Origin of the sequence: Clostridium sp. Marseille-Q5894 (genome assembly GCF_946902305.1) — a bacterium.
Lineage (GTDB): Bacteria > Bacillota_I > Bacilli_A > Erysipelotrichales > Coprobacillaceae > Thomasclavelia.
Genome location: NZ_CAMPPT010000007.1, coordinates 27,460 through 54,164, shown reverse-complemented (window position 1 = coordinate 54,164; position 26,705 = coordinate 27,460). Strand labels below are relative to the sequence as shown.

At 31.3% G+C, this 26,705-nt stretch carries 25 protein-coding genes and 1 pseudogene; 4 read left to right on the top strand and 22 right to left on the bottom strand.

The window, feature by feature from the left end; all coding sequences use genetic code 11:
* Positions 1 to 84 precede the first annotated feature (84 nt).
* From OC535_RS10935 to OC535_RS10925, 3 genes are all read left to right on the top strand, one after another.
* Positions 85 to 1,122: a CobW family GTP-binding protein gene (locus tag OC535_RS10935; RefSeq protein WP_498823834.1), complete on the top strand. Its 1,038-nt coding sequence runs from the start codon at positions 85 to 87 to the stop codon at positions 1,120 to 1,122.
* A complete protein-coding gene (locus tag OC535_RS10930; RefSeq protein WP_498823833.1) occupies positions 1,122 to 2,063 on the top strand; it encodes a TIGR03943 family putative permease subunit in 942 nt (313 codons plus the stop codon). Before OC535_RS10935 ends, OC535_RS10930 begins: the two co-directional genes overlap by 1 nt.
* A 127-nt stretch (positions 2,064 to 2,190) precedes the next feature.
* Positions 2,191 to 2,973, top strand: coding sequence for an HAD family hydrolase (locus tag OC535_RS10925; RefSeq protein ID WP_498823832.1), 783 nt, complete (start codon positions 2,191 to 2,193; stop codon positions 2,971 to 2,973).
* A gap of 51 nt (positions 2,974 to 3,024) precedes the next feature.
* Here OC535_RS10925 and OC535_RS10920 read toward each other — a convergent pair whose 3' ends face one another.
* From OC535_RS10920 to OC535_RS10905, 4 genes and pseudogenes are all read right to left on the bottom strand, one after another.
* Positions 3,025 to 4,044, bottom strand: a complete 1,020-nt coding sequence (locus OC535_RS10920) for a hypothetical protein (RefSeq protein WP_498823831.1) — start codon at positions 4,042 to 4,044, stop codon at positions 3,025 to 3,027.
* Positions 4,041 to 4,601 carry an RNA polymerase sigma factor gene (locus OC535_RS10915; RefSeq protein ID WP_498823830.1) on the bottom strand — a complete coding sequence of 187 codons (561 nt, stop codon included), beginning with the start codon at positions 4,599 to 4,601 and terminating at the stop codon, positions 4,041 to 4,043. The genes OC535_RS10920 and OC535_RS10915 overlap by 4 nt, the downstream gene beginning before the upstream one ends.
* 353 nt (positions 4,602 to 4,954) lie before the next feature.
* Complete coding sequence (locus OC535_RS10910; RefSeq protein WP_498823829.1) at positions 4,955 to 5,095, bottom strand: hypothetical protein; 141 nt, start codon at positions 5,093 to 5,095, stop codon at positions 4,955 to 4,957.
* A 561-nt stretch (positions 5,096 to 5,656) separates the two neighbouring features.
* A pseudogene (locus OC535_RS10905) lies at positions 5,657 to 5,875 on the bottom strand (dihydrofolate reductase family protein); the annotation flags it as partial.
* Positions 5,876 to 6,027: 152 nt separating this feature from the next.
* Here OC535_RS10905 and OC535_RS10900 point away from each other — a divergent pair.
* Entirely contained in the window at positions 6,028 to 7,740 is a 1,713-nt protein-coding gene (locus OC535_RS10900) for an IS1634 family transposase (protein ID WP_498823828.1), read from the top strand.
* Between the two features lie 91 nt (positions 7,741 to 7,831).
* On the opposite strand, the gene OC535_RS10895 is transcribed toward OC535_RS10900, so the two are convergent.
* From OC535_RS10895 to OC535_RS10810, 18 genes are all read right to left on the bottom strand, one after another.
* On the bottom strand, positions 7,832 to 9,073 hold the full coding sequence (locus OC535_RS10895) for an IS256 family transposase (RefSeq protein WP_498822983.1): 1,242 nt from the start codon (positions 9,071 to 9,073) through the stop codon (positions 7,832 to 7,834).
* Positions 9,074 to 9,219: 146 nt separating this feature from the next.
* A complete protein-coding gene (locus OC535_RS10890; RefSeq protein WP_498823827.1) occupies positions 9,220 to 9,762 on the bottom strand; it encodes a dihydrofolate reductase family protein in 543 nt (180 codons plus the stop codon).
* A 340-nt stretch (positions 9,763 to 10,102) separates the two neighbouring features.
* Positions 10,103 to 10,414, bottom strand: a complete 312-nt coding sequence (locus tag OC535_RS10885) for a hypothetical protein (RefSeq protein ID WP_498823826.1) — start codon at positions 10,412 to 10,414, stop codon at positions 10,103 to 10,105.
* 39 nt (positions 10,415 to 10,453) lie between these two features.
* Complete coding sequence (locus OC535_RS10880; protein WP_498823825.1) at positions 10,454 to 10,765, bottom strand: class I SAM-dependent methyltransferase; 312 nt, start codon at positions 10,763 to 10,765, stop codon at positions 10,454 to 10,456.
* A 209-nt stretch (positions 10,766 to 10,974) separates the two neighbouring features.
* Positions 10,975 to 12,084, bottom strand: coding sequence for a UvrD-helicase domain-containing protein (locus OC535_RS10875; protein ID WP_227052486.1), 1,110 nt, complete (start codon positions 12,082 to 12,084; stop codon positions 10,975 to 10,977).
* Positions 12,081 to 13,727, bottom strand: coding sequence for an ATP-dependent nuclease (locus OC535_RS10870; protein ID WP_227052487.1), 1,647 nt, complete (start codon positions 13,725 to 13,727; stop codon positions 12,081 to 12,083). Before OC535_RS10870 ends, OC535_RS10875 begins: the two co-directional genes overlap by 4 nt.
* Positions 13,728 to 13,983: 256 nt before the next feature.
* Entirely contained in the window at positions 13,984 to 15,126 is a 1,143-nt protein-coding gene (gene rlmD, locus OC535_RS10865) for a 23S rRNA (uracil(1939)-C(5))-methyltransferase RlmD (protein WP_498823824.1), read from the bottom strand.
* Between the two features lie 34 nt (positions 15,127 to 15,160).
* Complete coding sequence (locus OC535_RS10860; RefSeq protein WP_498823823.1) at positions 15,161 to 17,812, bottom strand: DEAD/DEAH box helicase family protein; 2,652 nt, start codon at positions 17,810 to 17,812, stop codon at positions 15,161 to 15,163.
* Between the two features lie 19 nt (positions 17,813 to 17,831).
* Entirely contained in the window at positions 17,832 to 19,001 is a 1,170-nt protein-coding gene (locus OC535_RS10855) for a PucR family transcriptional regulator (RefSeq protein WP_498823822.1), read from the bottom strand.
* A gap of 655 nt (positions 19,002 to 19,656) precedes the next feature.
* Positions 19,657 to 20,241 (bottom strand): DapH/DapD/GlmU-related protein, encoded by a 585-nt coding sequence (locus tag OC535_RS10850; RefSeq protein ID WP_498823821.1) that lies wholly within the window; start codon positions 20,239 to 20,241, stop codon positions 19,657 to 19,659.
* A complete protein-coding gene (locus OC535_RS10845) occupies positions 20,231 to 20,743 on the bottom strand; it encodes a flavodoxin (protein WP_024722032.1) in 513 nt (170 codons plus the stop codon). Before OC535_RS10845 ends, OC535_RS10850 begins: the two co-directional genes overlap by 11 nt.
* Entirely contained in the window at positions 20,740 to 21,132 is a 393-nt protein-coding gene (locus tag OC535_RS10840; protein WP_498823820.1) for a MerR family transcriptional regulator, read from the bottom strand. Before OC535_RS10840 ends, OC535_RS10845 begins: the two co-directional genes overlap by 4 nt.
* A gap of 204 nt (positions 21,133 to 21,336) precedes the next feature.
* Positions 21,337 to 21,762, bottom strand: coding sequence for a 3-hydroxyacyl-ACP dehydratase FabZ (gene fabZ / locus OC535_RS10835; protein ID WP_027090190.1), 426 nt, complete (start codon positions 21,760 to 21,762; stop codon positions 21,337 to 21,339).
* Positions 21,763 to 21,766: 4 nt separating this feature from the next.
* Positions 21,767 to 23,008, bottom strand: coding sequence for a beta-ketoacyl-ACP synthase II (fabF, locus tag OC535_RS10830; protein ID WP_498823819.1), 1,242 nt, complete (start codon positions 23,006 to 23,008; stop codon positions 21,767 to 21,769).
* Between the two features lie 11 nt (positions 23,009 to 23,019).
* Positions 23,020 to 23,772: a 3-oxoacyl-[acyl-carrier-protein] reductase gene (gene fabG / locus OC535_RS10825; RefSeq protein ID WP_227052494.1), complete on the bottom strand. Its 753-nt coding sequence runs from the start codon at positions 23,770 to 23,772 to the stop codon at positions 23,020 to 23,022.
* 1 nt (position 23,773) lies between these two features.
* Entirely contained in the window at positions 23,774 to 24,706 is a 933-nt protein-coding gene (gene fabD, locus OC535_RS10820) for an ACP S-malonyltransferase (protein ID WP_498823818.1), read from the bottom strand.
* A complete protein-coding gene (locus OC535_RS10815; RefSeq protein ID WP_227052496.1) occupies positions 24,706 to 25,770 on the bottom strand; it encodes an NAD(P)H-dependent flavin oxidoreductase in 1,065 nt (354 codons plus the stop codon). Before OC535_RS10815 ends, fabD begins: the two co-directional genes overlap by 1 nt.
* Positions 25,771 to 25,772: 2 nt before the next feature.
* The gene (locus OC535_RS10810) at positions 25,773 to 26,705 is read right to left on the bottom strand and encodes a DUF561 domain-containing protein (protein ID WP_498823817.1); all 933 of its coding nucleotides are present in this window, start codon (positions 26,703 to 26,705) and stop codon (positions 25,773 to 25,775) included.

The window sequence follows — 26,705 nt, the reverse complement described above, 5'->3', positions numbered from 1 at the left end:
ATTTTGGTTATAATTCTATCGATTACAATATTTGAACCCTAAAAATCATAGTGTTATAATACTGGCAGATAGGAGATGAAACAAATGACAAAAGTAGATATTATATCTGGTTTTCTAGGAGCTGGTAAAACAACTCTTATAAAGAAATTAGTTAATGAAGTATATCAAGGAGAAAAAATAGTTTTAATTGAAAATGAATTTGGAGAAATAGGTATTGATGGAACATTTATGAATAATGCCGGAGTTGAAGTCACTGAAATTAATTCTGGTTGTATTTGCTGCAGTCTTGTAGGTGATTTTGAAGCTTCATTAAAAGAAGTCTTAGAAACTTATGAGCCTGATCGAATCATCATTGAACCTTCTGGAGTAGGTAAGTTATCTGATGTAATTAAAGCAGTTAATGACGTTCATAGCGATAAACTTGTTCTAGATAATTATCTTGCTGTTATCGATGCTAAAAAATGTCGTTTATATACTAAAAATTTTGGTGAGTTTTTCAATAATCAAATTCAGTATGCTTCATTGATTATCTTGAGCAGAACTCAAGATATTACTGAATTTCAGCTTGATGAATGTTTAAAAATTATTAGAAACTTTAATCCTAAAGTCAATATCGTTACTACACCATGGGATCAATTAACTAAGGAAAATATAATTAACGCGTTTAGTAATAGTGATGATCTTCAAAATGAACTATTAGAGCAATTAGATATTTGTCCTGAATGTGGTCATCACCATGATCATGACCACGAACATCATCATGAACACAAACACCATCACCACGATCACGACCATGAACATCACCACGATTGTTGTTGTCACCATGAACATCATCATGCTGATGAAGTCTTTACAAGCTGGGGTAAACAGACACCAAAAAAATATTCAAAAATACAATTAGACAATATTCTTAAAAAATTAAGTACTGATCTTACATATGGTAATATTTTAAGAGCAAAAGGTTATGTTGATAGTGATGAAGAGAACTGGTGGTATTTTGATCTAGTTCCTGGAGAATATGAAATCCGTACAGGTAAAGCTGATTTTACTGGTAGAATTTGTGTTATTGGTGAAAATCTTGATCAATCAAAATTAGAAACTCTATTTGATGAGGTAGTCTAATGGATATCCGCGTTTATATTTTTACAGGATTTCTTGATAGTGGTAAAACTTCATTTATCAATGATACTTTAATGAATCCTGATTTTTATAGTAATGAAGACACTTTATTAATTAGCTTTGAAGAAGGTGAAATTGCTTATGATGAAACTTATTTAAAAAAATCTCACACTTCTTTAGTTACTTTAGATCATGAAAATTTCACTACAAATGATTTAATACATTTAGAATTAGAATTTCGACCAACGCAAATTATAATTGAAGCAAATGGTATGATGGACTTAAATATCTTTGTTAAAGAGATAATTCCTAAAAACTGGTTCGTTGCTCAAGTACTAACTACTATTGATACAACTACCTTTCCTATGTATTTAAATAACATGCGTTCTTTAGTGTATGGCCAAGTATTATTTAGTGATTTAGTTATTTTTAATCGTTATGATGCTAATATTAAAAAATCAATGCTTAGAAATAATATTAAAGCAATTAATAGTAATGCACAAATTATTTATGAATTCCCTAATGGGACGATTGATACGATGAATACCGGAGAAGAATTGCCTTTTGATATCAATAAAGATTATTTAGAAATAAAAGATCATGATTTTGGGATTTTTTGTATGGATGCGCTGGATCATCCTGATAAATATGTCGATAAAACAATTAGGATAAAAGGTAAATTTATTGGTTTAGATCGTTTGGTTGAAAACGGTTTCGTTTTAGGACGCCAGGCAATGGTATGCTGTGAAGAAGATACTTCATTAATTGGATTGATCTGTATTAGTCCTTTAGCTAAAAAACTTATTCCTGAAGAATGGATCGTTGTTGAAGGAAAAATTTCTATAAATTATGATCCAGAATATCAGGTAAATATCCCAATCTTAACTGTTGGTCAATTGGAAGTTGTTCCACCATTAGAAAATCAATATGTAACTTTTGATTAAAAAAGCGGATAACGCTTTTTTAATTTGGAAAAATCTTTTCTTTATATTATTTTCAAAATATTAAATTTACTCATAATTATTTTTAGTATACAATAAATACTGTTATTAGAATAAAGGAGTTAGGATTATGATTAAATTGATTGCAACTGATCTAGATGGTACTTTATTAAGAGAGGATAAGAGTTTTAATAAAGAATTTTATGATATATTTTATAAGTTAAAAGAAAAAAATATTAAGTTTGTTATTGCTACTGGAAATCAATATGAACTTGTTAAAAATAGATTTGATCTAATAAAAGATGATCTTGTGTATCTTGTTGAAAATGGTAATAAAATCGTATATCAAAACAAAGTATTATATACAAGTATATTAAAACAAGATGATAAAGAAAATATTTTAAATTTGTTATTAGGATTTGAAGATCTAATGATTGTTTATTGTGGGTTAAAGCATTCTTATATCTCTAATAAATTTCGAGATAAAGAAGATTTTTTGAAATTATTTCTTCATAATTATGTTTTTATTGATGATTATAAAGCTATTGATGATCAAATCATGAAATTTTCTATAGCTGATTTTAATGAAGAATCTGATAAATATGTTGATATGATAAAAGATCATCTACCTGATCATTTACAAGCTGTTACAACTGGGACAATCTGGTTTGATATTTTCAATAAAAGTGTTAATAAAGGGACAGGGTTAAAATTTATTCAAAATTATTTTCATATTAGTAAAGAAGAATGTATGGCTTTTGGTGATCAAATGAATGACTATGAATTATTATTAAACAGTGAAGAATCATATGCGATGAGTAATGGAATTGAAAAATTAAAAGCGATTGCTAAACATATCGCTAAATCCAATGAAGAAGATGGCGTTATTCAAGTTCTTAGAGAATTAGTTTAAAAATTATTAAACGTTGTAGAAAAATCTCTACAACGTTTTTTTGCCTGTAATTTATATTTTTAAAATTTTTTCAATTTTTTTAGCATCATTATTATCTAACACATTATAAGCAACTCCTCCGTATTCATAAAATTGTTTTGAAATTCCTGTATATTTTAAACTGTCAATTTGCATATTATCATTAAAATTAATGGTAAGATATCGTCCTTGCCGAACTTTTTCTAAAGTGCTTGTATCACTACCAATTCCTATTTTCTCCCAATTATCATCATCCAAACAATTCATTGTAGATATAATTTTGTATATATCTTCAATATCATTTTTATCAGTAATCGTAATCTCACCTATTTCCTTTTGTAAAGCTAATCCTGCTTCAGTATTGTCCATATCAGCCACCCCTACAACAATACTTGAAATAGCATCTGCTGAAGTTAAGCCATAAATTTCTTTTAATACCATATCATAACTATATGCTGTAAAATCCATTTCTAAGCTAAACCATGGATAATTAGACCACTCAGATTTTCCCTTTAAAAAATCATTTTTTACTTGATCAAATGTCTCATCATCCCAAACCAGAAATGATGCAAACTCCCATAATGTAAAATCATCACCATTTTGGACAATAAGATACTGTAATTCATTATGCCCTAAAAGTCGATAACAATTATCTACCCCCTCTAAAGGTTTGCCAAGACTATCTGGTAATAGTTCCATCCCTTTAGTACTAACAATTACTTGATGATATGTTGCAATTCGTCCCTTTACGGGAAATACTTGAACATTTAATATTTCACTAGAACTAGTCTTTTCATTCATTAAAAGATCAGACACATTTGTGTGATAATCTATTATTATTTGTGTTTGCACTGTAGATTGTTCATTATTTAAAAATCTGAACTTGTTTATACTTAATATACTAATTATTATTAATCCCATAGATACACAGGTTGTAACAATTACCCATTTTCTTCTTGGCTGATATACTTTTCTTTTTTTCATTGATAGTGCGTTTTTCACCAAATCATCATCAATCTCTCCAATTGCATAAAGCAGCTTTTCACTTTTCATAAAATTATGCCCTCCTTTTTAAGATATAACTTTAATTTTTTTCTCATTCTAAATAGCATTAAATTAATTTTGTTTTCACTCATATCATATTTTTCAGCAATTTTTGAAATTGGATATAAATACCAATAACGACAAATAAAGATATTTCTTTTTAACTCCGGCAAATTATAAAGAAAATGATTAATACATTGAATCAAAAATCTTTCATCAATGACCTGTTCAACACTATCCGGTGAAGAGATACAATCTTCCAGTTCTGTAAAAACAAGTTCTACTTGTCCTAATCCACGCTTTTTTGTATTGTAATGCTTATATTTATTTAAAGAAATATTACGTGTGATTTTCCCTAAAAATGCTGATAAACATTTAGGTCGTTGGGGCGGGATTGATTCCCATGCCTTTACATAGGTATCATCAACACACTCTTCTACATCTTCATGGTTATGTAAAATATTATGAGAAATAGTATAACAGTAGTGCCCGTATTTTCGATCAGTTTCAAAAATAGCTGCTTCTAAGCGTTTCCAATATAATTCAATGATTTCATCATCCTTCATTGCTTAACCTCCTTTCCCTATTATTTAATATCCCTTCATCTATATAGACAACAAAAATTAGTTTTTCTTTCATTTTTATCATTTATTACAAAAAATATTTTACACTTTTATAAATACTAAAATGTATCAGAATGATTATTTAAAAATAATAAAATAGTTATATAACCGGTAAACATTATCATCTATGAAAGAAGTTGATGAATATCAATATTAAAATCAATATTTCTAAAATTACTGTTTATCTAAGAATATATGTTGATATGATTTATTTAATATTTGTACTTTTATCTCATTTCTATACATATCAAAATAAGCCCCTGATTTACTGACACCGATTTAAATAATTGTCTTTCCTATGTTAATAAATATTTCCTATCTTCATTTATATCATTCGTTATAAGTTCTAACAATTCCTTTTGAGTTTTATTAAATAATTTATTTGTATTATCAAAAATCTCTGTACCTGCAATAAATTTATCATATTCTCTATACATCATATTTCCTCTTTTTCATAGGGTAATCTCTAAATGTTCAAACTATTCAAGTATTGATATTTTATTACATACGCTAGATTTCACGATAGCAAAAAAAGACTGATCAGAATCGCTAAAACTACCAATCGACCACTTTTCTTACTCTTTTTCTTTTTTACATCCAATTTCAGTCCCTTCCAAGAACACCACCAGTAATATTTTATCCACAAAGACCTTAATGTGATCTAGTTTTTTCAGCATGAAGTTCATATCCATCTCCATCAAAGGCAGTATCCCTTGTTAAGATTGATTTAAAAACCGCTGGTACATGGAAAATTTCCACGCTCCAGCGGTTTATTTTATAGTCCCATATTCATACAATTTCCTACAACTCTGTTATTTTAACCTTTTCGAAAACATATCTACATTCTATACTTCAATAAAAACATTCGCTCCAAACTGGTGACAACCTTTGAATTACTGGCTTTTTCTTGATAAAAGGCAAACAGTTTCAATATTTCCCTGAATTTTTATTAACAAAACTAAGCCATGAACATATAAGGTGAATACAAATTTTCACTTTTATCTTCCATTACTTCTATGTTCATATACTAACTCTACTATACCACTGTTACTCCTTATTGTTTGAACTAAATCTAATTTTATTTCATTGTCAATCTCATCAAAAAGCTTAATACCATTTCCGAGAATTATTGGAATAACAGAAATATAGTACCTATCAATCAAATCTTCCTGCATAAGCTGCTTGATAATACTTGCTCCACCACATATCCAAATATCTTTTCCAGATTCCCGTCTTTAGCAGTTAGCACCATGTTTATTTGGGAATAATTAATCATGTATTTAAATTTAGTCCATTTTATGGGCTTTTTTTATTTGAAAATTATTTAAAAAATTTTTTGTTTGTGTTATAATAATGGTGTCATGGTGTATTGTTTGGAGGTGATATTTTGGCTTTCTTTTTAAAGGTTTCTAAACACCAATCTCGTACTTATCTTTCCATCTATGAAAGTTTCTACTCCCCTGATGTCAAAGGTACCAGACATCGCAGCTATCGTTCCTTAGGCAATATTCAAAAGCTCATTGACAGCGGCATCGATGACCCTATCTCCTACTATCAAAAGGAAGTTGATCGATTGAACGCACAGAGAAAAGCTGAATGTGCCAACAGAAAGATCAATCAAAGGTTGATTTCTGAAATCTCTCCTGAAAGATATCTGGGATATTTCCCCTTGGCTAACATAATGACTAATCTTGATGTCAGGGAACATTTTGATTATTTACAATCCAATAGACAATTTCATTTCAATGTCTTTGATGTCTTTTCATCTCTGGTATATGCTAGACTTGTCTCTCCACTGTCTAAACACAGAACATTTCATGATGTCCTCCCCTCTATGTTCAACAGCAGCCATGACAGCTACTATCAGATACTGGATGCAGTGGAATTCCTGGGGGAAGAATATCAAAAAATAGTAGAGATATTTACAGTGGCTACCAGCGAAAACTATGGCATCGATACAAAACATACCTACTTCGACTGCACTAACTTCTATTTTGAAATAGATAGGGAAAATTCATTTCAAAAAAAAGGACCCAGCAAAGAAAACCGAAAAGATCCCATAGTAGGACTGGGATTGCTGCTGGATGCCAATATGATACCTATTGGAATGGAGATGTATCCTGGAAATGAATCTGAACAGCCGGTATTCAGAAATGTAATCAAAAGTCTGAAGGATAGGAATAATATTAAGGGTAGAACTATCCGGATAGCCGATAAAGGATTAAACAGTGCCAGAAACATTATAACTGCAATCAACAACAGAGACGGATATATTTTTTCCAAATCAGTCAAGAAACTGGCTAAAGTCGAAAAAACATGGGTGTTACTGGATAACGATTATACAGAAGTAAAAGATGAAAAAAATAATATATTATTCAAATACAAGTCATGCATTGAAGAATACACCTATTCCTATACTGATGAAAACGGAAGGGAATATGTCAAAAAAGTCAGGGAAAAAAGAGTTGCTACTTTCAATCCTAAATTGTATAAAAAAAAGATATTTGAAATAAACCGCATGATAGAAAAAGCCAGGAAGCTGAAAGCAAGCCAGGCAAAGAAGGAAGAATATGGAGAAAGTTCAAAATATATTATTTTTCAGGGGAAAGATGGAAGCAAAGCAGAAGTGCAGTTGAATGAAAAGGCGATAGAGCAGGATAAAGCAGCTGCCGGGTATAATCTACTGGTGACATCAGAATATAAAATGGACGATTGTGAAATATATTATGCCTATCACAACCTGTGGAGGATAGAAGAATCATTCAGAATCATGAAAAGCGAACTGGATGCAAGACCGGTATATCTGCAAAAGGAAAACAGCATCAAAGGACATTTTCTGATATGTTATATAGCGGTACTGTTAATACGCATATTCCAGTTTAAGGTATTGGAAAACAAATACGCAACGAGTGAAATATGTGAATTCATTAAAACATTTAAAGTTATTCAGATAAATGAGCATAGATACATAAACATCACAAGATCCACGCGATTCATAGTAGAACTGGCCGGCATATTGAATCAACCAATTACAAATTATTATCTAACTGACAGACAAATAAAAATGATGCTGACTCGATGATTTAGGGAATGTCAAGAAATTTGTGTAAGTAATTTTATTAAATTGTCAAAGAACTATAGAAATGACTTATATCGAGTATATATAGGTCATTTTATTTTTCTAAATATTTTTGGATTCTTGTTGAAAATCTATCATCCATCATTAATTGATTCATAACCATTGCCCAATTTGATACACGCCCACCTGACCATTTTTTCGATAATTCAAGAACTCTTAAATATAACACTTTTAATACCGCTGTCTCATTTGGAAATGCTCCTTTTTTTATGACCTTTCTAAAACTTGAATTGACACTTTCAATTGCATTGGTTGTATACATAACTTTTCTGATGGCTGATCCATAATCAAACAGCTGTTCTACATGATGAATGTTCCTTTCCCATACATCAACTGCTCCCGGATATTGTTTCCACTCATTCTTGAATGTTTCAAATGCGTTTTTGGCCGCCTTTAAACTAGGAGCTCCATAAACTTTTTTCAATGATTGTGTAAATCGCTTATAATCCTTGCTTGGGACATATTTAATAGAATTCCTTATAAGGTGGACAATACATCTTTGTACCACAACATTGGGAAATATTGCTTTCGCACCATCTTCAAGTCCACTAACACCATCCATAGATATAAAGAAAACATCTTCCACACCTCTCGCTTTGATTTCATCAAAAATCTGCATCCATTTATGCTTGCTTTCTGTCTCGTTTAACCATAACCCCAGTATTTCCTTGTTTCCATTGATGTCATAGCCTAAAACAGCATATACAGCATATTCCTTTACCTCATAATCATTTCTTACTGTCACATATAAACAGTCAACAAACAAGAATGCATAACATTGAGATAGTGGTCGGTTTTGCCAGTTTTCCAGTTCAGGAATGATAGCATCGGTTATATCGGAAATCATTTCATGAGAAACCGAAAATCCATAGATATCTTCAATTGTGGTTGATATATCTCTTTGAGACATTCCTTTTGCATACATTGAGATGACTTTATTTTCAATGTCCGAAACATCTCTCGTTCTCTTAGGAATAATTTGCGGTTCAAAAGATGCCTCCCTGTCTCTAGGTATATTAATATCTAATTCTCCTCTTGATGTTTTTATTTTTTTAGGAGAATAACCATTTCTTCTGTTTAATGTCTTTTTTTCTTCTTTACTGTTAGATGCATAACCAAGATGGTTGTTCATTTCTCCCTGAAGCATTGATTCAAATAATGGTCCAAAAATATCTTTTAAAGCTTCATCCATATCCTGTGCTGATTGTGGATTATAAGTATCAATAATTTGTTGAGCCAAAGCTACTGTTTTTGGATCTCTTTTTATTCTTGCCATATTTCATTAACCTCCATATTTTTAATTTTGATAATAAGAAAAGTGTGTAGCAGTAATATAACACATATTACTTACTTACACACTTTATTTTACACTCCCATGATTTATACGAGTTAGCACCATTTTTTTCTATTCAACTGCCAAAGTCAGGTTCTATGTTCATATACTAACTCTACTATACCACTGTTACTCCTTATTGTTTGAACTAAATCTAATTTTATTTCATTGTCAATCTCATCAAAAAGCTTAATACCATTTCCGAGAATTATTGGAATAACAGAAATATAGTACCTATCAATCAAATCTTCCTGCATAAGCTGCTTGATAATACTTGCTCCACCACATATCCAAATATCTTTTCCAGATTCTTTCTTCAAATTTTTTATCAGATTACTCGGACTGTTATTTACAAACACGATTTCCGAATTTGATAGTATTTTGTTATGAGTAATAACATAGCTCTTCAAACCTTTGTATACCCATTGTTCCGGAGATAATTCCGTCACAATCTGATGATAAGTATTATAACCTATTATGACTGTATCCACCTTATCAAGAAACAGGGAATAGCTGTCTGTCCCTTCCACATCCTCATCACTATCATATTCATTTAGCCAATCTACGTTTCCATTTTGATCTGCGATGTAACCATCAAGGCTCATGGCAATGTATAAAATAACTTTTCTCATTTTCTAATCACCTACAATCTTATGTGTTTACCAAAAAGGGATATCAACATTTATATATTAATTCTGAGATAATTCAGTTCCTGTATTACCATTCTGCAAAAAACTTTGATTTATTGATCATTTCTCGTTAGCAGACAGACTGCCTCTACATGGCACAAGAGGATATATTCGGTTTCTCTGGTATTGAGTATGTATTTTATCAGTCTTACCATTACCATACAACACAATTTCCAAAATAATTTGTCCAGAAAAATTATTATATTAGATTTTTAAATAGGTCAGAAACCATCTGATCTATTTATAGTTCCTATGCTTTATCCCAAAAAACATTGCCTCAATCTTACTGAAGACGAAACCGGTACTTTCCTTTTCCATGACCAGATACTGGCTCAATAATGCCATGTTTTGTCAATTCTCTCAAAAACTCAGAAGCTCTAGATGTCCTAATACCAATCACTTTCATCACATCTGAACGTCCAAAAATTGATTGATCTGAAAATTTTTCATAAAGCTGCAAAATATTACTTACCGTTTTGGGCTGGAAAACTTTTTCAATATCCGCTTTTAAAATATCAATGTCCGGTTTTTCTGTTTTCTTAAATGCTTCACTGATATGCAATGTTTGGTTATAAAGCGGATGGTTCTCATTCAATAGAAGATTGTGTAGGAAAACTCCCTCTCCTTAGAAAAGTCATAATCCAACGTTTTTCGCAACTCTGTAACACTTCCATACATAGGAAGAACTGATTTTTTGTCTTGCTACCTCTAGTATGGCAGACGAATTATCAGTACAAATCATCTTTCCCACATTGCATTGTTCCAATGCCACTTCTGCCATTTTACAAGTCCCACAGCCTACATCCAACCATGATACTACCTTATTTAAAAATGCAACGGAAACCACATCTGCTATCTGATTATAAACTTCATCATAATACGGTATGGTATTTAAAATATCTCTACTATAGCTTTCCGCTGAAAAAGCCGCCTTACGATTACTCACATCTATGTAATCAGCGCTTTGAGTAATTTGATTCCTGTTTCCTATTGTATTTGTACCTCACTGTTAGATAACTAGGGTTACAAGTTGGATTGGCTTACGCTAATCCAACACAGGCTAGTCCGATCCAGCGGCTTACACTTCGCATGCCACTGGACAGACCGCCTGTAAATAATTATTTATTATACTTATGTCTACGTGCTTTCATCATATCAGACATTACTTTGATATATAGGCAAAACTTCCGTATTCACATCGTTTTTACACACTATTGCCACACTATATTTAGCTCTGGTAACGGCTACATAAAATTTACATTTAACTTCAAAACTATTAATATCTTTATTATCAAATAACCAATCCAATATCTTCTGTGTTGGATAAATTAGCACACGATCATGGGTAGCTCCTTTCGACTCACCAAAATTTTTTGTTTGATAATTGAGATTTACCTTTTTAGTTCTTGAATACCTTAATTGTAAAGGACAGTACTCTTTTAAATATTGTTCAACATCTTTTTCTTTTACAAGAAATATTCCATCATGCCCTGTTACTTCTGTCTGCAAAGACTCACATTTAGGATATTCTGGAAATATACTATTTGCAAATTCACATATTATTTTATTATTACGCCAGCTCCCCTTCAATGTTTCAGTATCTACATCACAATTAATTTTTTTACACTCATTTTGTATAAATTCTTGGATTTTCCCACTAGAATATTTTTTATATTTATCAGAAAAATGTGTATGGTAAGTTACCTGTCTCGGGTCTCCAGCCATTTTAACCATCGAATTCGTTTGCAATAAAAGTTTTATAAATTCCAAATCATAACCAGCCATATCTTGTACTTCATCAATATAAATACGATGAAACAATGCAGAAATGCGCTCAACTACATATCCATTACTTTTCTCATTACATTTAACACAAAATTTTGATAGTTTATCAGAATAAATTTGATAGTCTGCTGTAAAATAATGTTTATCTATTTCATCTTCTTTAAAGTATACAGGATATTTCCCTTTGTATTTTAAGCCGGATTTTTCATTTACTAAAAATAAACCGTTTATTTTTTTCTCTGTAAGCTTACCTTGATATGGCTTTGCACCATGTTCAATCAAAAAAGAAAACCATGTCTGTATTGTGATATTAGGGGGAATTATACCATTATTCAGTTTTATAAATTTTTTCTTTATTTCCTTTTCATTCTCTTCAGTAAACGTAGTTATAAGAACAGACTCCGTACATGATAAAGCTTCTTTAACAAACATTGTTGTTTTACCTGCTCCAGCAGATGCAATCAGCAATTTATTTTTCATAGTATTGCCCTCTTAATATACTCAGGATATTCTATATTATCCTTTGCCGAAAAAATTTTCAAAGCACATTCTGTTTTGTTCTCCTTCATATATTTGTGCAGATCATCTTCTGTAGAATAATTAGTATCTAATATCCGATTAAGCGTATCTAAATCATTTGCTTTTAACAAAAGAGGTTCCAATGTATTATAATTAAAAGGCTTTTTAGCTTTTCCTATCGTTAATGACCCCGTATACTCATTACTATCATAGCAAATTACTATATTTGATTTTTTATTTTTGCCAATATACTTTTTATATTTCTCTTCCAAAGAAGCTACACTTCCATCATTATCAGTTACAACTTTTACTGGAATACTTAAACGCTCAGCTATCTCTAAAAACCGTAAAAATGATGTTCCCACTGATATTATTTCAACTCCATCTTCAATAGGCAGTTTTCCATTGTGAGTATCCATATATGCTCTTTGAATTACCAGTTCATCAGAATCTCCCTCTACCAATATAGCTTTCTTACAAAGTATCATTCGCAAGGTATCATAACCTGATACTTTTTCAAAAAATGTTAATGTTTTAGATTTCAAATCAGAAAACCGAACAGTGTTTTGTTGATTAAGTAATATTAAATTATCAAGCCCCAATTTATTAGAAACAAAACTACTATGCGTGGAAATAATTATTTGTTTATCTCCATAGTTTTCTTTAATACTCTTTAATAATTGATTTAAACGAGCATGGCTTATGTGGCATTCCGGCTCTTCAATAAGAATGATAGAAGCATTTTCCGCTTTCTTATTAGATAATGCTAAATCGGTCTTTACTATAGCCTGCTCGCCTTTTCCAATAAAGTCAAAAGGAATATTGTCAAGTTGTGTAATGAGACTCCCATCCCATGTAGAACGCGCTCCCAAATCTACCGTTAACTCTATTTCCTTATCACTCAATTTTGAAATACCCGAAATTTTTGAATTAATATTTTCTATTGCTGGATCTTTAGCAAATATTTCTTTTAATTTTCTGTATGACTGCGCTACTTTCGTTTTTTCTTCTGTTTCAAGTATGTTTTGAACAATTCTTGAAATATAAATATCTGAACCATTTTGAAATTTGCTTACCCCAACATCAATAAATGATGATTTAATAGGAACGCTTCTTGAAGTCAAAGGTTTTCGAGAAAAAGCATACCATTCAACATCATAATATTCTATTGGTAAACTCGCTAAGTTACCAGCGTTAATTAAAGCATTATATTCTTCATAATATTTATCATCTAAAGCAATTTTCATTGCAATACCACTATTTTTTCCCGGCATAGATTTGTCTGAAAATTTATCTCCTTCCAATATAGGAAAGTTTTCATTCATATACAATTCAATTAGAATATAGGGTGCTTCTGATGCTTTTCCACTATTAACATCTTTTAAATATTGAGTCACAACATCATAATTAAATAAATATTGAGTTAAATTACCTCTTATAGTTTTTCCTCTGAAAATACCACTTAATGCTAAATGAACAGCTTCTAGTATTGTAGATTTTCCTGCTTCATTATTTCCAACTAAGATGTTGATTCCCTTTTTAAAATCTAAAGTAAAACTACCTTTAATACATTTGAAGTTTTCAATTCTTATTCTCTTTATCATTTCCACTACTTCTCCTTTGTATCTCCCCACTCTATATCAACCATCACCGACACATTGATATAATCCTTAATCTCTTTATTCCTCATTTTCTCACCCTCGTCTGTAAACACGATATGCTTATGAAAGTGCCTAAATCTGAGAATTTCAATGAAATTCTCAGCCTACGGGCAGTTGTCGAATGTCTCGTATTTTCAGGCTTTACAAGTCCTATCATATGTTTCATTCTCCTCATTGCCTTCGCGAGAATTAAGGATTTCTACATATCTTTTCTTTGTATCGACACTATAGTCTCTATATGTGTAGTATGGGGAAACATATCAACTGGATACATGACATTACTACGATATCCTAGTTTTGCAAGATACTTGATATCTCGAACCTGAGTACTTGGATCACATGAAATATAGACAACTTTTTGAGGACTTAAAATCTTTATTGCATCCATAAATTCTTTAGTGCTCCCGCTTCGAGGGGGATCCATAATGATGCAATCAACTTTTTGTTTTTGCTTAGCCAGTTTAATCATAAAAGCAGTGGCATCATCATTAACAAACTTGATATTACTAATTTTATTCATCTTAGCATTATTGATGGCATCTTTAACAGCATCTTTATTTACCTCTACTCCAATTACCTCTTTTACTTTACTTGAAGCAATCATTCCAATCGTTCCAATTCCACAATAAGCATCAATAACAATTTCATTTCCTTTTAAATTCAATAGCTCCAAAGCTTTATGATAAAGTATTTCACACTGATGATGATTGATCTGATAAAAAGATTTCGGTGAAATCTTAAACTTCAAACCACATAATTCATCAACAATAAACCCCTTACCATAAAGTACCTTTTCATCATTACCTAAAACAATACTTGTCTTTCTCTTATTAACATTTAAAACAACTGTTTTAATACTAGGAAAACTCTTTATTAACTCATTACAAAAATTCTTAGACCCTTTAAACACATTATCATTACAAACCAAAACTACCATTGTTTGATCACTAACGATTGCTCTACGAATTAAAACATGTCTTAACAAGCCTTTATTTCGATTCTCATCATAAATACTAACTCGATATCTTTTTAATAAACTTTGAATTTTCTTTATAATTAAATCACTTACTTCTTCATGTAATAAACAACGATCATAGGGAATAATTTTATGACTATCTTCTTCATAAAAACCAAATTCATACTTTTGATTAAAAGCAATAATTATTTTATTACGATACTCATAGGGATGTTCCATCCCTAACACATCTTCTACATGATACATATCTAAATGATTATCTTTTAAGAGTTTTTTACAATACTCTTTTTTGATATCTAATTGTTTTTGATAACTACTATTAATATATTTACAACTGCCACATTTCTTTTCTATTAAACATTTCATCTTATCACCTAAAAACAGTATAACATAACTGTTACTATTCTAAAGCTCCTTTTACTTTTTTTCTAGTAAAACAACGTTCTTCACGATTGGCTAAAGCCTTGATCCGAGCATCTAAAAGAATTTTTCTACCATTTTCATTTCTCGTATAAACAACCTCATATTTGCCAATAAATGGTTTCATATATTGTGCAAAAATAGTTGCATCTTCTTTCCTTTTAGAAAAACAATCAGGTATAGCAAAATAACCGTCTAATTTATTCCTACGTTTTGGATTATAAAGAATATATCGCTGATTATCGATCGAAGCAAAAAATTCACTAACACATTTTGCAAATAAAGCTTTATCATGTCCAGTTCCACCAAGTAGGTAAACCGCATGTCTTACTCCATAAGATTCTACTTCAATACGACTATTATAACTGTCAAGCTGATTAGTTTTTTCTAAAGCTTCTCTAATTCCTTTGCCAAATATATTTAAACGTGCCAGCGGATTTTTTAAAGTAAGAACTTTTTTTAAAGATAATAATATTCCTAAAGAAAATATCGCGATATATCCTGCTGCAAAAAGATATTTTTGAATTGATGATAACGATAGATCTTTTAATAAAGGTAATCCTAAGATTACTCCAATTATTCCGGCTATGATCATTACGACCAAGATTCGTAAAGCATCATTAAATAATACTACTGATATATATTTATCTTTTACTTTAGCTTCATCAACAATTTCAATTTTTTCATATACAGCTAGAGAACGTTCCCATCTATCTTTTAATGATTGTCGCTGCTTAGATAAACTTAACATTTCCTGATTGATCTTTTTAACATTGCTTTGATTAAATGGAAATTTAATTGCTGATAATCGTTCGATTCCATTTTCAATCGTATCATGTCGATAGTGCAATCCTAAAAAATGTTCCATCCGTCGTGTCAACATTTCAAAATCTTCACTACTATTATCAACTTGTAAATTATCTCTTGGTTTTACACAAACCAAATGCCAAATATTACTAGTTTTATTAGGATCATCCTTAAATACCCTGATTGCTCTGCCCCGCATTTGGTTACTCAACATATAAGAGCCTACAAAACTTGCTAAAATCAAAGTATTAACACATGGACAATCCCAACCCTCTCCCAATAATGATTTAGTTCCAATTAATACCTGGATATATCCTTGAGTAAATAATTCACTAATTATATCAATTAAAAAATGCTGATTTCCTTTAAGCTCTACTTTAACATAATCTTCTAATTTACCAATTTTAATAAATTTAATTTTATTAGCATCATTTATCTTTTTAAGCAGTACTTCTTTTGCTTCAATTGGAATAATAACTATACTGCCACATAAAACACCTAACTTTAGCGATTTATTTTCTCTTCTTAATTGTTCAAAAAAAGGTATCACACCTAAATTATTAACATCTTTAGTTTCATCTCCTAAAGAACTTTCGTACTCTTTTCGAATATAATCTGTAAGAATCAATAATCTTAAATCATCCTTTAAATTTTGGTATTCATGAAAAATGATTTGTTTAATACTTTCACATTTTCCTTTTGAATTAATCAATATCTTTTCAAGAGCCTGATTAACTTGTAAAGTAACTTTTCGCTTTTCAATCAAACCTTTTGCCTTTAACTCCTTTATCATCTGCTGGCGATAATTTTCATCAACTAAATATGAATCAGTATCATCATAAATAAATCCCTGTAATAATATTTCCAGCCATTTCAAAGTTACTGGTTCCAATTTCTTAAAACCTAATAATTTTTGAAATCGTTTAGATACAGGAATTTTACCCTCATTTAAAAAAATTAATAGTGCCGACAAATACGCTGGATTTTCTAATAACTCCTCATCACTTACAGTACTTGTAAAAAAACGATGAGCTTGAATCACCTGTAAAAATTGCTGATCATTACATAAATTATTTAAAATGCTTTGGGCATTTTCCTTAAAAACATTTACTTCCTGCTTTTCTTGATTAGTTGGATAATTAAAATAAACATAATCCTGATGCGGACACAATGTTCCATCTTTAACTAATTCTGGTACTGTTATCTCTTCATCTATCTCACCACACATATCCATATAACGGGTCCACATATTTATATTTGCATCATATGGCGGTGTAGCTGTTAAAGCAATTGTAAAAATATCATCAAAAGCTTTTTTAAATTTTTCCAATGATTTCCACCATTCATTTCTTAAATGATGACACTCGTCAAGACATAATGTTCCTAATTGCAGACTTTTAAAAGTTTCTATTAGATCAAAATCATCATAATCAACTTCCTCAATCATCTCAAACTCATCATTTTCTTCAATTAATTTTCCCTGATATCTACTCATTGCACTAAAAAGTGCTTGATAAGTAGCTACTGTAATTAATTTAGGATATTTTAAATCTCGAGATATATATTTATCACTAATAGCTTCATTACATAAAAAAGCTTTATTAATTCTATCTATCCATTGTTCTCTAATTGTAATTGTAGGTGTTAAAATCAAAGTGATACGATTAGTACGTTTAATAAGTTCAATCCCCAGTGTTGTCTTTCCCGAACCCGGAGCTGCAACTACATGAATTTTGTGATCTTGACTATACCCAGCAAATTTATCAAGAACTCTTTGTTGATATATTCGCCAAGTTCCTTTAAACTCCAAAATATCATCGTACATAAGCTATCCTCCATAACTATTAAATATCATCCTCATTTAAAATCTTTTTAATATACATCGCTAACATATATAACATTTTTTCTTCAAAAGTATCTAACTGACATCCCAGCAGCTCTTTAATTTTAAGCATTCGGTAATTAATAGTATTTCGATGCAGATAAAGATTCTTAGCCATTTCAATTTGACTTTCATTATAAAACAAATAATAAAAAAGTGTTTTTTCTAATTCCCCATGATGTTTTTGATCATACTCAATAATAGGCTGTAATAAACTGTGATACATTTCACTAAGTATTTGTTTATCTTCGATTGAAAAAAGAATTTGATATATCCCCATTTCTTCAAAAGAAACGATAGGTAATTGAAACTGTGTAGCCATTGAAACTGCAGCACGAGCTCGCTTATAACTTAAAATCACCTGTCTAAAATCCAGCATTTGACTGCCAATACCTAAATGAATATATTTGCCTTCCATTCTTTTTTTAGTTCTTTTATACATTTTATCAATAATTCTTTCTAGATTATCAGGTTCAAGATTATTTACAACTAAAACAAAACATCCATCAAACCAGAAAAAAGTATAGGGACTTTCAATTTTTTCAAAACATAATTCTAATTGAAAAGCAATCTTTCTTCTTTCAATAGCATCAAACTGATCAGAATCCTCGATTTCAATTAACACTACTTGAAAATAACCATCAACATCAAATGAACTCATTAACTGTGGTCGCACTTCCTCAACTGTTTGGACAGTCGTAAATACTTCTTGAAATAATTTTGATATTTGTTGATCTTCTCTTTCTGAAAATAAACAGCGCATACTAAAATCTTTGATCAAATCAGCCATATGAACTTCCCAAGGTGTTGTTAATAACGGGAATTCTTGCTCATTACAATAATCTATAATATCTTGAGAAACCTCAAAAATATACTTACCTGTATTAATGATCAGCCCGACACTATGATATTTAACTAAACATTTAATAAAATCAAAAAGTGCATCATGACTTTGAAACCCTAATCCTGTCGTTACTGCTAACTCTTTTCCCCATAATTGTTGAATTATTTTAGTATCCTCAATCATATGAACCCAACTCATTGCATTTCCACAGCCTTCTTTACCGGCTAATAGTTTTAAACGGTATTGTTTTTGAGTTTGAATCAATGCATCTTCTATTGTAAATCCCATTTGTTTTTCCTCCTCTTTTTTTATTTTACCATTATTTGTGCACTATGCACAAATAATGATTGTTTTTTTATAATCTATGTCCCTAGAATTATTAAAAGTTTATTATATAATATTATTGTAAAAAAAAAGAACATTCAGGAGGGACATTAAATGGACATTTACGGATATTTTGTAATAACTGATAATTTTGAAACTTGCCCTGCTTGGGTTCAAAGTGAAAATTATTTCAATTGCGAAAATTTTTCTAGGTTTTTCAGATTTTTTAAAAAAAGATAATATATTTCATTATAAGCAAAAACAAAACAGAGATTCTGTTTTGTTTTATTTTTATAGACAGATTATCCTTGCCTTTGAAAGTTTCAAAAAACATGATTATTAAATCAGTAATCCTGGATTTAATCTTCTTTACACTTATAAATAAAAGATATTTTAGAACACACATAACTTTTTAAATATTCAACATTTCTTAAATCATCTTAATATTTAAAATTAAAAATCCTAATTCCTTATTTTTCTAACTGATTATATAATTTGCTGTAATGTATAACTTTTTACAAACAGTATAATCATCTTCACTAAATACTAAGCAAGAAAAATTTTATACATGATATTCTTAATTTCTTCATATGCAGTTTTTATAGACATATTATTTTCTTTATTCTTTTTGTTTGGCAGGTTCTTGATAACGAAGCACTTTTGCTGGAACGCCTCCAACTACTGCATAGTCTGGTACATCTTTTGTAACAACTGCCCCAGCTCCAACAACAGCATATTTTCCAATCGTTACCCCTGGACAAATAGTTACATTCATGCCGATCCACGCATTCTTTTTTATTGTTACTTTTCCATAAGTATAAATATAATGCCTAGCATTCATATCATGATTGATCGTAGCAATACGAACCCCTGGTGCAATCATTACCCCATCTTCAAATTCAATTCCACCTGAAGCAGATAAAATAGCAGAGTGATTAATAAATACGTTTTTACCAAATTTCACCCTATTTCCAAAGTCGCAAATAAATGGTGTAAGTATTCTTATATCTTTAAGTTCTCTTCCAAATAATTCCTCTAAGTATTTAAGATAAGATGAATCATTAGGTAATATAGCATTTGCCTTTGCACAAAGAGTCCTAGCACGAAGCATCTCGTCACTTGCATCCTTGAAATATTCTTCACGTGCATCTGTTGGTCCGCCTTGATCCATTAAATGATAAACATAGCCTTTCTTATACTTCATTTGATATCCACCTTTCAATTATTTTTTGTGCATTATCTACAGCGCTTCCGGTTATTGCCAGTCCTTTTGTAACTTTTGCACCTTGAGCTGCATTTCTAATATCTTTTTCTGTTGATGAAAGTCCACTACCTTCATGGGTACAAAAAGGATGTATTATTTTTCCCGTAAAATTAAATTCTTCTAAAAATGTATATACTGCCATTGGCATAGTTTGCCAATAATTAGGATATCCAAGATATATTTCATCATATTGTTCCAAGTTATCTAACAAGCCCACAAGTTCTGGTCTGGCATTTGTTTGCAAATCTTTTTTTGCTTCTTTAATACAAGTATTATAATCTTTTGCATAAGGTTTCTTTTGTTCAATCTTAAATAAATCAGCACCCGTGATTTTTGAAATCATCTTTGCTGCTTTTTCAGTATTACCAATAGTTACGTACTTTATAGAGCCACCAAAATAATTTTCATCAGCTCTCGAATAAAATGCTACAAGTTTTTTCATTCATTATTTTCTCCTTTGTCCCAAATTAATTTACCAGTTTTTAATGCTTTTTCATAACGAGAAATTTTGTATGAAAGTCTATCCATCGTTTCTTCAATTTGCTTTTTTTGAAATCTCAAAACATCCATTTGATTATTAAGAAGTTCTAATCTTGCAGGAATAGTATTATCACCCTGTTGAAATAGTTTTACATACTCAATCATAACTTCTATCGGCAATCCAGCATTTCTCATACAAATTGCTAATTCTACCCATTTCAAATCTTCTTCTTGATAATCTCGTATTCCTCCAGATGTTCTAGTAACTTTCGGAATCATTTTTACTCGCTCATAATAGCGCAGTGTATCTTGGCTGATATGATACTTTTCTGCTACTTCTTTAATTGTCACTATATCATCTCCTTTTATCGTAACCATACTATACAACTTGGAGTTTACTCTAAGTCAAGACTATTTATATAAATAATATATAAATAGTTTATCAACTTTCTTTCAAAAAAACAGAGATATCAACATTAGTTGGTATCTCTGTCCATGACTCACTATTTATTACATATATATGATAAAATATTCTTTGATTCGTGCAATTTTATCTTACTGAACTGCAAAAGTTAACTCAGCTTTACAAACAACCTTGCCATTTACTTTAGCAACCGCATCACCAATTCCAATTGGTCCTTTTTGTTTTGTTAAAACACATTCCATTTCTAAAACATCACCAGGTGTTACTTGCCCTTTAAATTTACATTTATTAATTCCCCCAAAAAAAGCAATCTTACCTTTATTTTCTTCCTTTGAAAGAATTGCAATACATCCTACTTGAGCTAATGCTTCAACAATCAAAACCCCTGGCATAACATGATGCTGTGGAAAATGTCCACAAAAATGCATCTCATTTACACTAACACATTTTATTCCTTTAGCCCACTGACCCGGTTTATAATCAATAATACGATCAACCAAAGCAAAAGGATAACGATGTGGATTGATTTCTTGAATTTGATTACTATTTAATTCCATTTTCTTATTCTCCATATTTCTTAAATACGATCGTAGCATTATGTCCACCAAATCCTAATGAATTTGACATAGCTACATTTACTTCTTGATCTCTACCAGTATTTGGTACAATATCTAAATCACATAGTGGATCAGGTGTTTGGTAATTAATTGTAGCAGGAATAAAACCTTCTTCTATTGCTTTTACACAAATAACACCTTCAATTCCACCTGCAGCACCTAAACAATGTCCCGTATTTCCTTTAGTTGAAGATACCGCAACACTTCTAGCAGCTTCACCTAAAGCTGTTTTAATTGCCATAGTTTCCCCTTTGTCATTTAATGGCGTACTAGTACCATGAGCATTAATATAAGTTACATCTTCAGGTTTTAAATTAGCATCATTAAGGGCATTGATCATTGCTTTAGCACCACCTGAACCATCTTCTAATGGCGCTGTAATATGATGCGCATCACAACTTACACCATAGCCAACCATCTCACAATAAATATGAGCACCACGAGCTTTAGCGTGTTCTAATTCTTCAAGTACAATAATTCCAGCTCCTTCTCCCATAACAAAGCCACAACGATCAGCATCAAAAGGAATAGAAGCACGTTTAGGATCATTATTATCACAAAGAGCTTTCATTGATGAAAAGCCACCAATTCCAAGCGGAGTAATACTTGCTTCAGCTCCACCAGCTATCATTATATCTTGATATCCATCACGAATATTTCTAAAAGCATCACCAATAGCATTAGTACCACCAGCACAAGCAGTGACTGGGCATGTACATAATCCTTTAGCTCCTAACTCAATAGCAATATTTCCAGCTGCTAAATTCGTAATTGACATTGGTACAAAGAATGGCGAAACTCGATCATATCCTTTTTCTAATCCTTTAGTATGATCTTTTTCAATTGTTGCAAGTCCCCCAATTCCACTTGATACTACTACCCCAAAACGATCAGCATCAATTTCTTCAATATTTAAAGCAGCATCTTTAAACGCTTCTTTTGCAGCAATTACCCCAAATTGAGTAAAACGATCCATTTTACGAACTGCTTTTTTATCTAAATAATCTGCAGGATTGAAATCTTTAACTTCCGCAGCAATTTTAACTCTTGTTAATTCTGTGTCATAGTTAGTAATTTCATCAATTCCACAAACTCCATCTTTAATACTTTTCCATGTCTCATCAACATTATGACCAATAGCATTAATTGCCCCAAGTCCAGTTACTACTACTCTTCTTCTTTCCATCATCTTTCTCCTTACATTGCCATTCCGCCGTCAACATGAATAGTTTGACCAGTAATATATCTAGCATCATCACTTGCTAAGAAAACAACTGTATTAGCAATATCGCTTACTTCTCCAAAAACACCTAAAGGAATTTGTTTAGCCATACTATCTTTAACATCTTCTGGTAAAATATCTGTCATTGCTGTTTTAATAAAACCTGGTGCTACAGCGTTAACTGTAATCCCACGACTACCTACTTCACGCGCTAAAGACATTGTCATCCCAATTATTCCAGCTTTACTAGCAGAATAGTTAACCTGTCCAGCATTTCCAGCTACACCTACTACTGAAGACATTGAAATGATTCTTCCATAGCGCTGTTTCATCATGATCTTAGTAACATGTTTCATACAATTCCATGTTCCTTTTAAATTAACATCGATAACAGCATCGAAATCACTTTCTTTCATTCTCATCAATAAACCATCTTTAGTAATTCCAGCGTTATTAACTAATACATCAACGCGACCAAATTCTTTCATGATTTCTTTAAACATTGCTTCTGTTTCTGTAAAAGATGCAACGTTGGCTTGAACTAACATAACTGTAGTCCCAAGATCTTCAAGTTCTTTTTTTGTTGCCTCAGCAATTTCTTTATTATTACCGAAATCAACATAATTAACAACCACTTTAGCACCTTCACGAGCACAAGCTAAACAAATTTCTTTGCCAATTCCCTGAGCTCCACCAGTTACTAAAACTACTTTATCTTTTAATTTCATTTTATTCTCCTTTTAATCCAGAAATTGTTTTATTTAATGATTCTTGATCTTCAACTTGATAAGTCTTAATTTTTTTATCGATTTTACGAATAAAACCACTCAATACCTTACCAGGACCAATTTCAATAATTGTATCTACACCATTTTCCAACATATAACGAATACTATCTTCAAAATATACTGGTGACATTACTTGTTTTTCTAACATTTCAGCAACACTTACATTTGCTTCTAATTCTTTTGCTGAACTATTAAAAATAACCGGTATTTGCATTTCATTAAAAGTTATATCTGTAAATTTTTCTTTAAGTTCTTGACTAGCTGGTGCTAATAATCTGGTATGAAATGGACCACTTGTATTCAACGGAATTGCTCGACGAGCACCTTTTTGTAAAGCTAATTCACTTGCTTTAGTAACCGCATTAGCCTCACCACCAATAACTAATTGTCCCGGACAATTATAATTAGCTATTGATACTACCCCTAAATCACTTGCTTCTGCAACAGCTTCATCCAACAATTCACGATTCAAACCAATAATTGCAACCATTTTACTTTCCATTTCCATTACTGCTCGTTCCATTGCTTGTCCTCTAAAACGAACTAGGCTGATTGCTGTTTGATCATCTAATACTCCAGCAGCATTTAATGCTGAATATTCACCTAAACTAAGTCCTGCTACAAAATCAGGATCAATTCCGTTTTCTTTTAATAACTTAGTTGCAATTACAGCAACAGTTACCATACATGGTTGTGTATTGCTTGTCTTTGAAAGTTCTTCTATCGGTCCTTCAAAACACAATTTTTTTACATCAATATCTAAATCAATATTATCAAAAATATCTTTTGCGATTTGATAATTATCATAGAATGATTTACCCATTCCAACAACTTGACTGCCTTGACCAGCATATACAAATCCTATCTTCCCCATTACTTTAGTCCTTCCTTCAATTCATCCATCAATTCTTTGACTGAAATTATCTTATCATTACGATATCCATTGCTGCCACTAAATACTAACCCTTCATCAAGATTCCCTTTAGCAGCATTGATCAAGGCTCCACTTATACAATAAGGTGTCGTCTTTACGTCGCAGGGAATCAAACAATTATAACATCTTTTTACAGGTATTCTTTCATCATTTTTCAACTTTTCCGTAAGTTTTGTCATGATTGCTCTACCTGGCATTCCTACCGGTGATTTTACGATTTCAATATCTTCTTTTTTAGCATTGATAAAAGCCTGCTTATATTTAATATCGGCATCGCATTCATCAGTACAAATAAAACGGGTTGCCATTTGAACACCATCTGCTCCTAAGTCTAAAAACTCTTGGATATCTTTACTATCATAAATTCCTCCGGCTACAAAAATCGGAATTTCTTTTTTATACTTCTCTACAAATGGTTGAATTGCTTCTTTTACTTCTTTAAAGATATCTGCCAACTTAGCCGTTGTCTTATTTAATACATCTTCTTTATGAAAACCTAAATGGCCCCCAGCTTCGCTACCTTCGATAACTACAAAATCCGGTGCTACTTTAAATTTACGATCCCATGTCTTACAAATCAATTTTATCGCTTTACCACTTGATACGATTGGTGCGATCTTGACCTTTGTATCTTTTACAAAACTAGGTAAATTCATTGGTAAGCCAGCTCCAGAAATGATGGCATCAATTTTATTTTTTACAGCTACTTCAACCAAAGCTGCATAATCAGTAATCGCAACCATAGCGTTGATTGCAACCATTCCTTTACCTTTTGCAATCTCTTTAGCTTTTTTTATTTCATTAGCTAATTCACGTTTATTAGCTTCAAGCGGATTTTTCTCAAAGTCTGCTGCTCGATAACCAGGATGAGCAGTTGAAATAACTCCCATCCCGCCATTTAAAGCAACATTTCCAGCTAAGTTTCCTAATGAAATTCCTACGCCCATTCCTCCTTGAATAATTGGAACCTCAAGGCAGATCTCACCTATGTGTACTTTTTTCATCTTTAAAACTCGCTTTCTAACTTTTTAAACTCTTGTTTACACTCATCGAACAATTCTTCAATAATTGCTGCTACTGGTTTTATTTCATTTACCATTCCGGCTACTTGTCCAGCCATTAAAGAACCTGTTTCTACATCCCCTTCTAATACTGCTCTTTTTAATGAACCTAATGTATACTTTTCAAGTTCCATCATATCAGCACCTTCTTTTTCACGCTTGATATATTCTTTAGCCATTTTGTTTTTTATAATTCTTACTGGCGTTCCGGCGATTCTTCCGGTTACTGTTGTACTTGTATCTTTAGCACTGATGATTGCTTGTTTATAATTTTCATGAATTGGACATTCTTCACTAGCTAATAAACAAGTTCCTACTTGTACTCCACTAGCACCTAGAGCATAAGCTGCTAAAACTTGTTTTCCACTAGCGATCCCACCAGCTGCAATTACAGGTACTTTGACTGCTTCAACAACTTGAGGAACTAAAGCCATTGTCGTTAATTCGCCGATATGACCACCAGCTTCAGTACCCTCAACAATAATCGCATCAACATCATATTTTTCTAAACGTTTTGCTAAGGCAACACTTGGTACAACTGGTAACACTTTAATTCCTGCTGCTTTCCATGATTCAACATATTTACCAGGATTTCCTGCTCCTGTTGTTACAACGGGAACTTTTTCATCAATTACTAATTGTGCCATTTCATCAGCACATGGATTCATTAACATGATATTGACTCCAAATGGTTTGTCAGTTAAGCTGCGACAAATTTCAATATTCTTTTTTAAAGTTTCTGTATCCATACCACCAGCTCCGATTAATCCAAGCGCTCCGGCATTAGATACACTTGCCGCAAACTCACCAGTTGCAATATTGGCCATTCCTCCTTGAATTAAAGGATACTTTATGTTTAATAATTCATTTAATTTCAT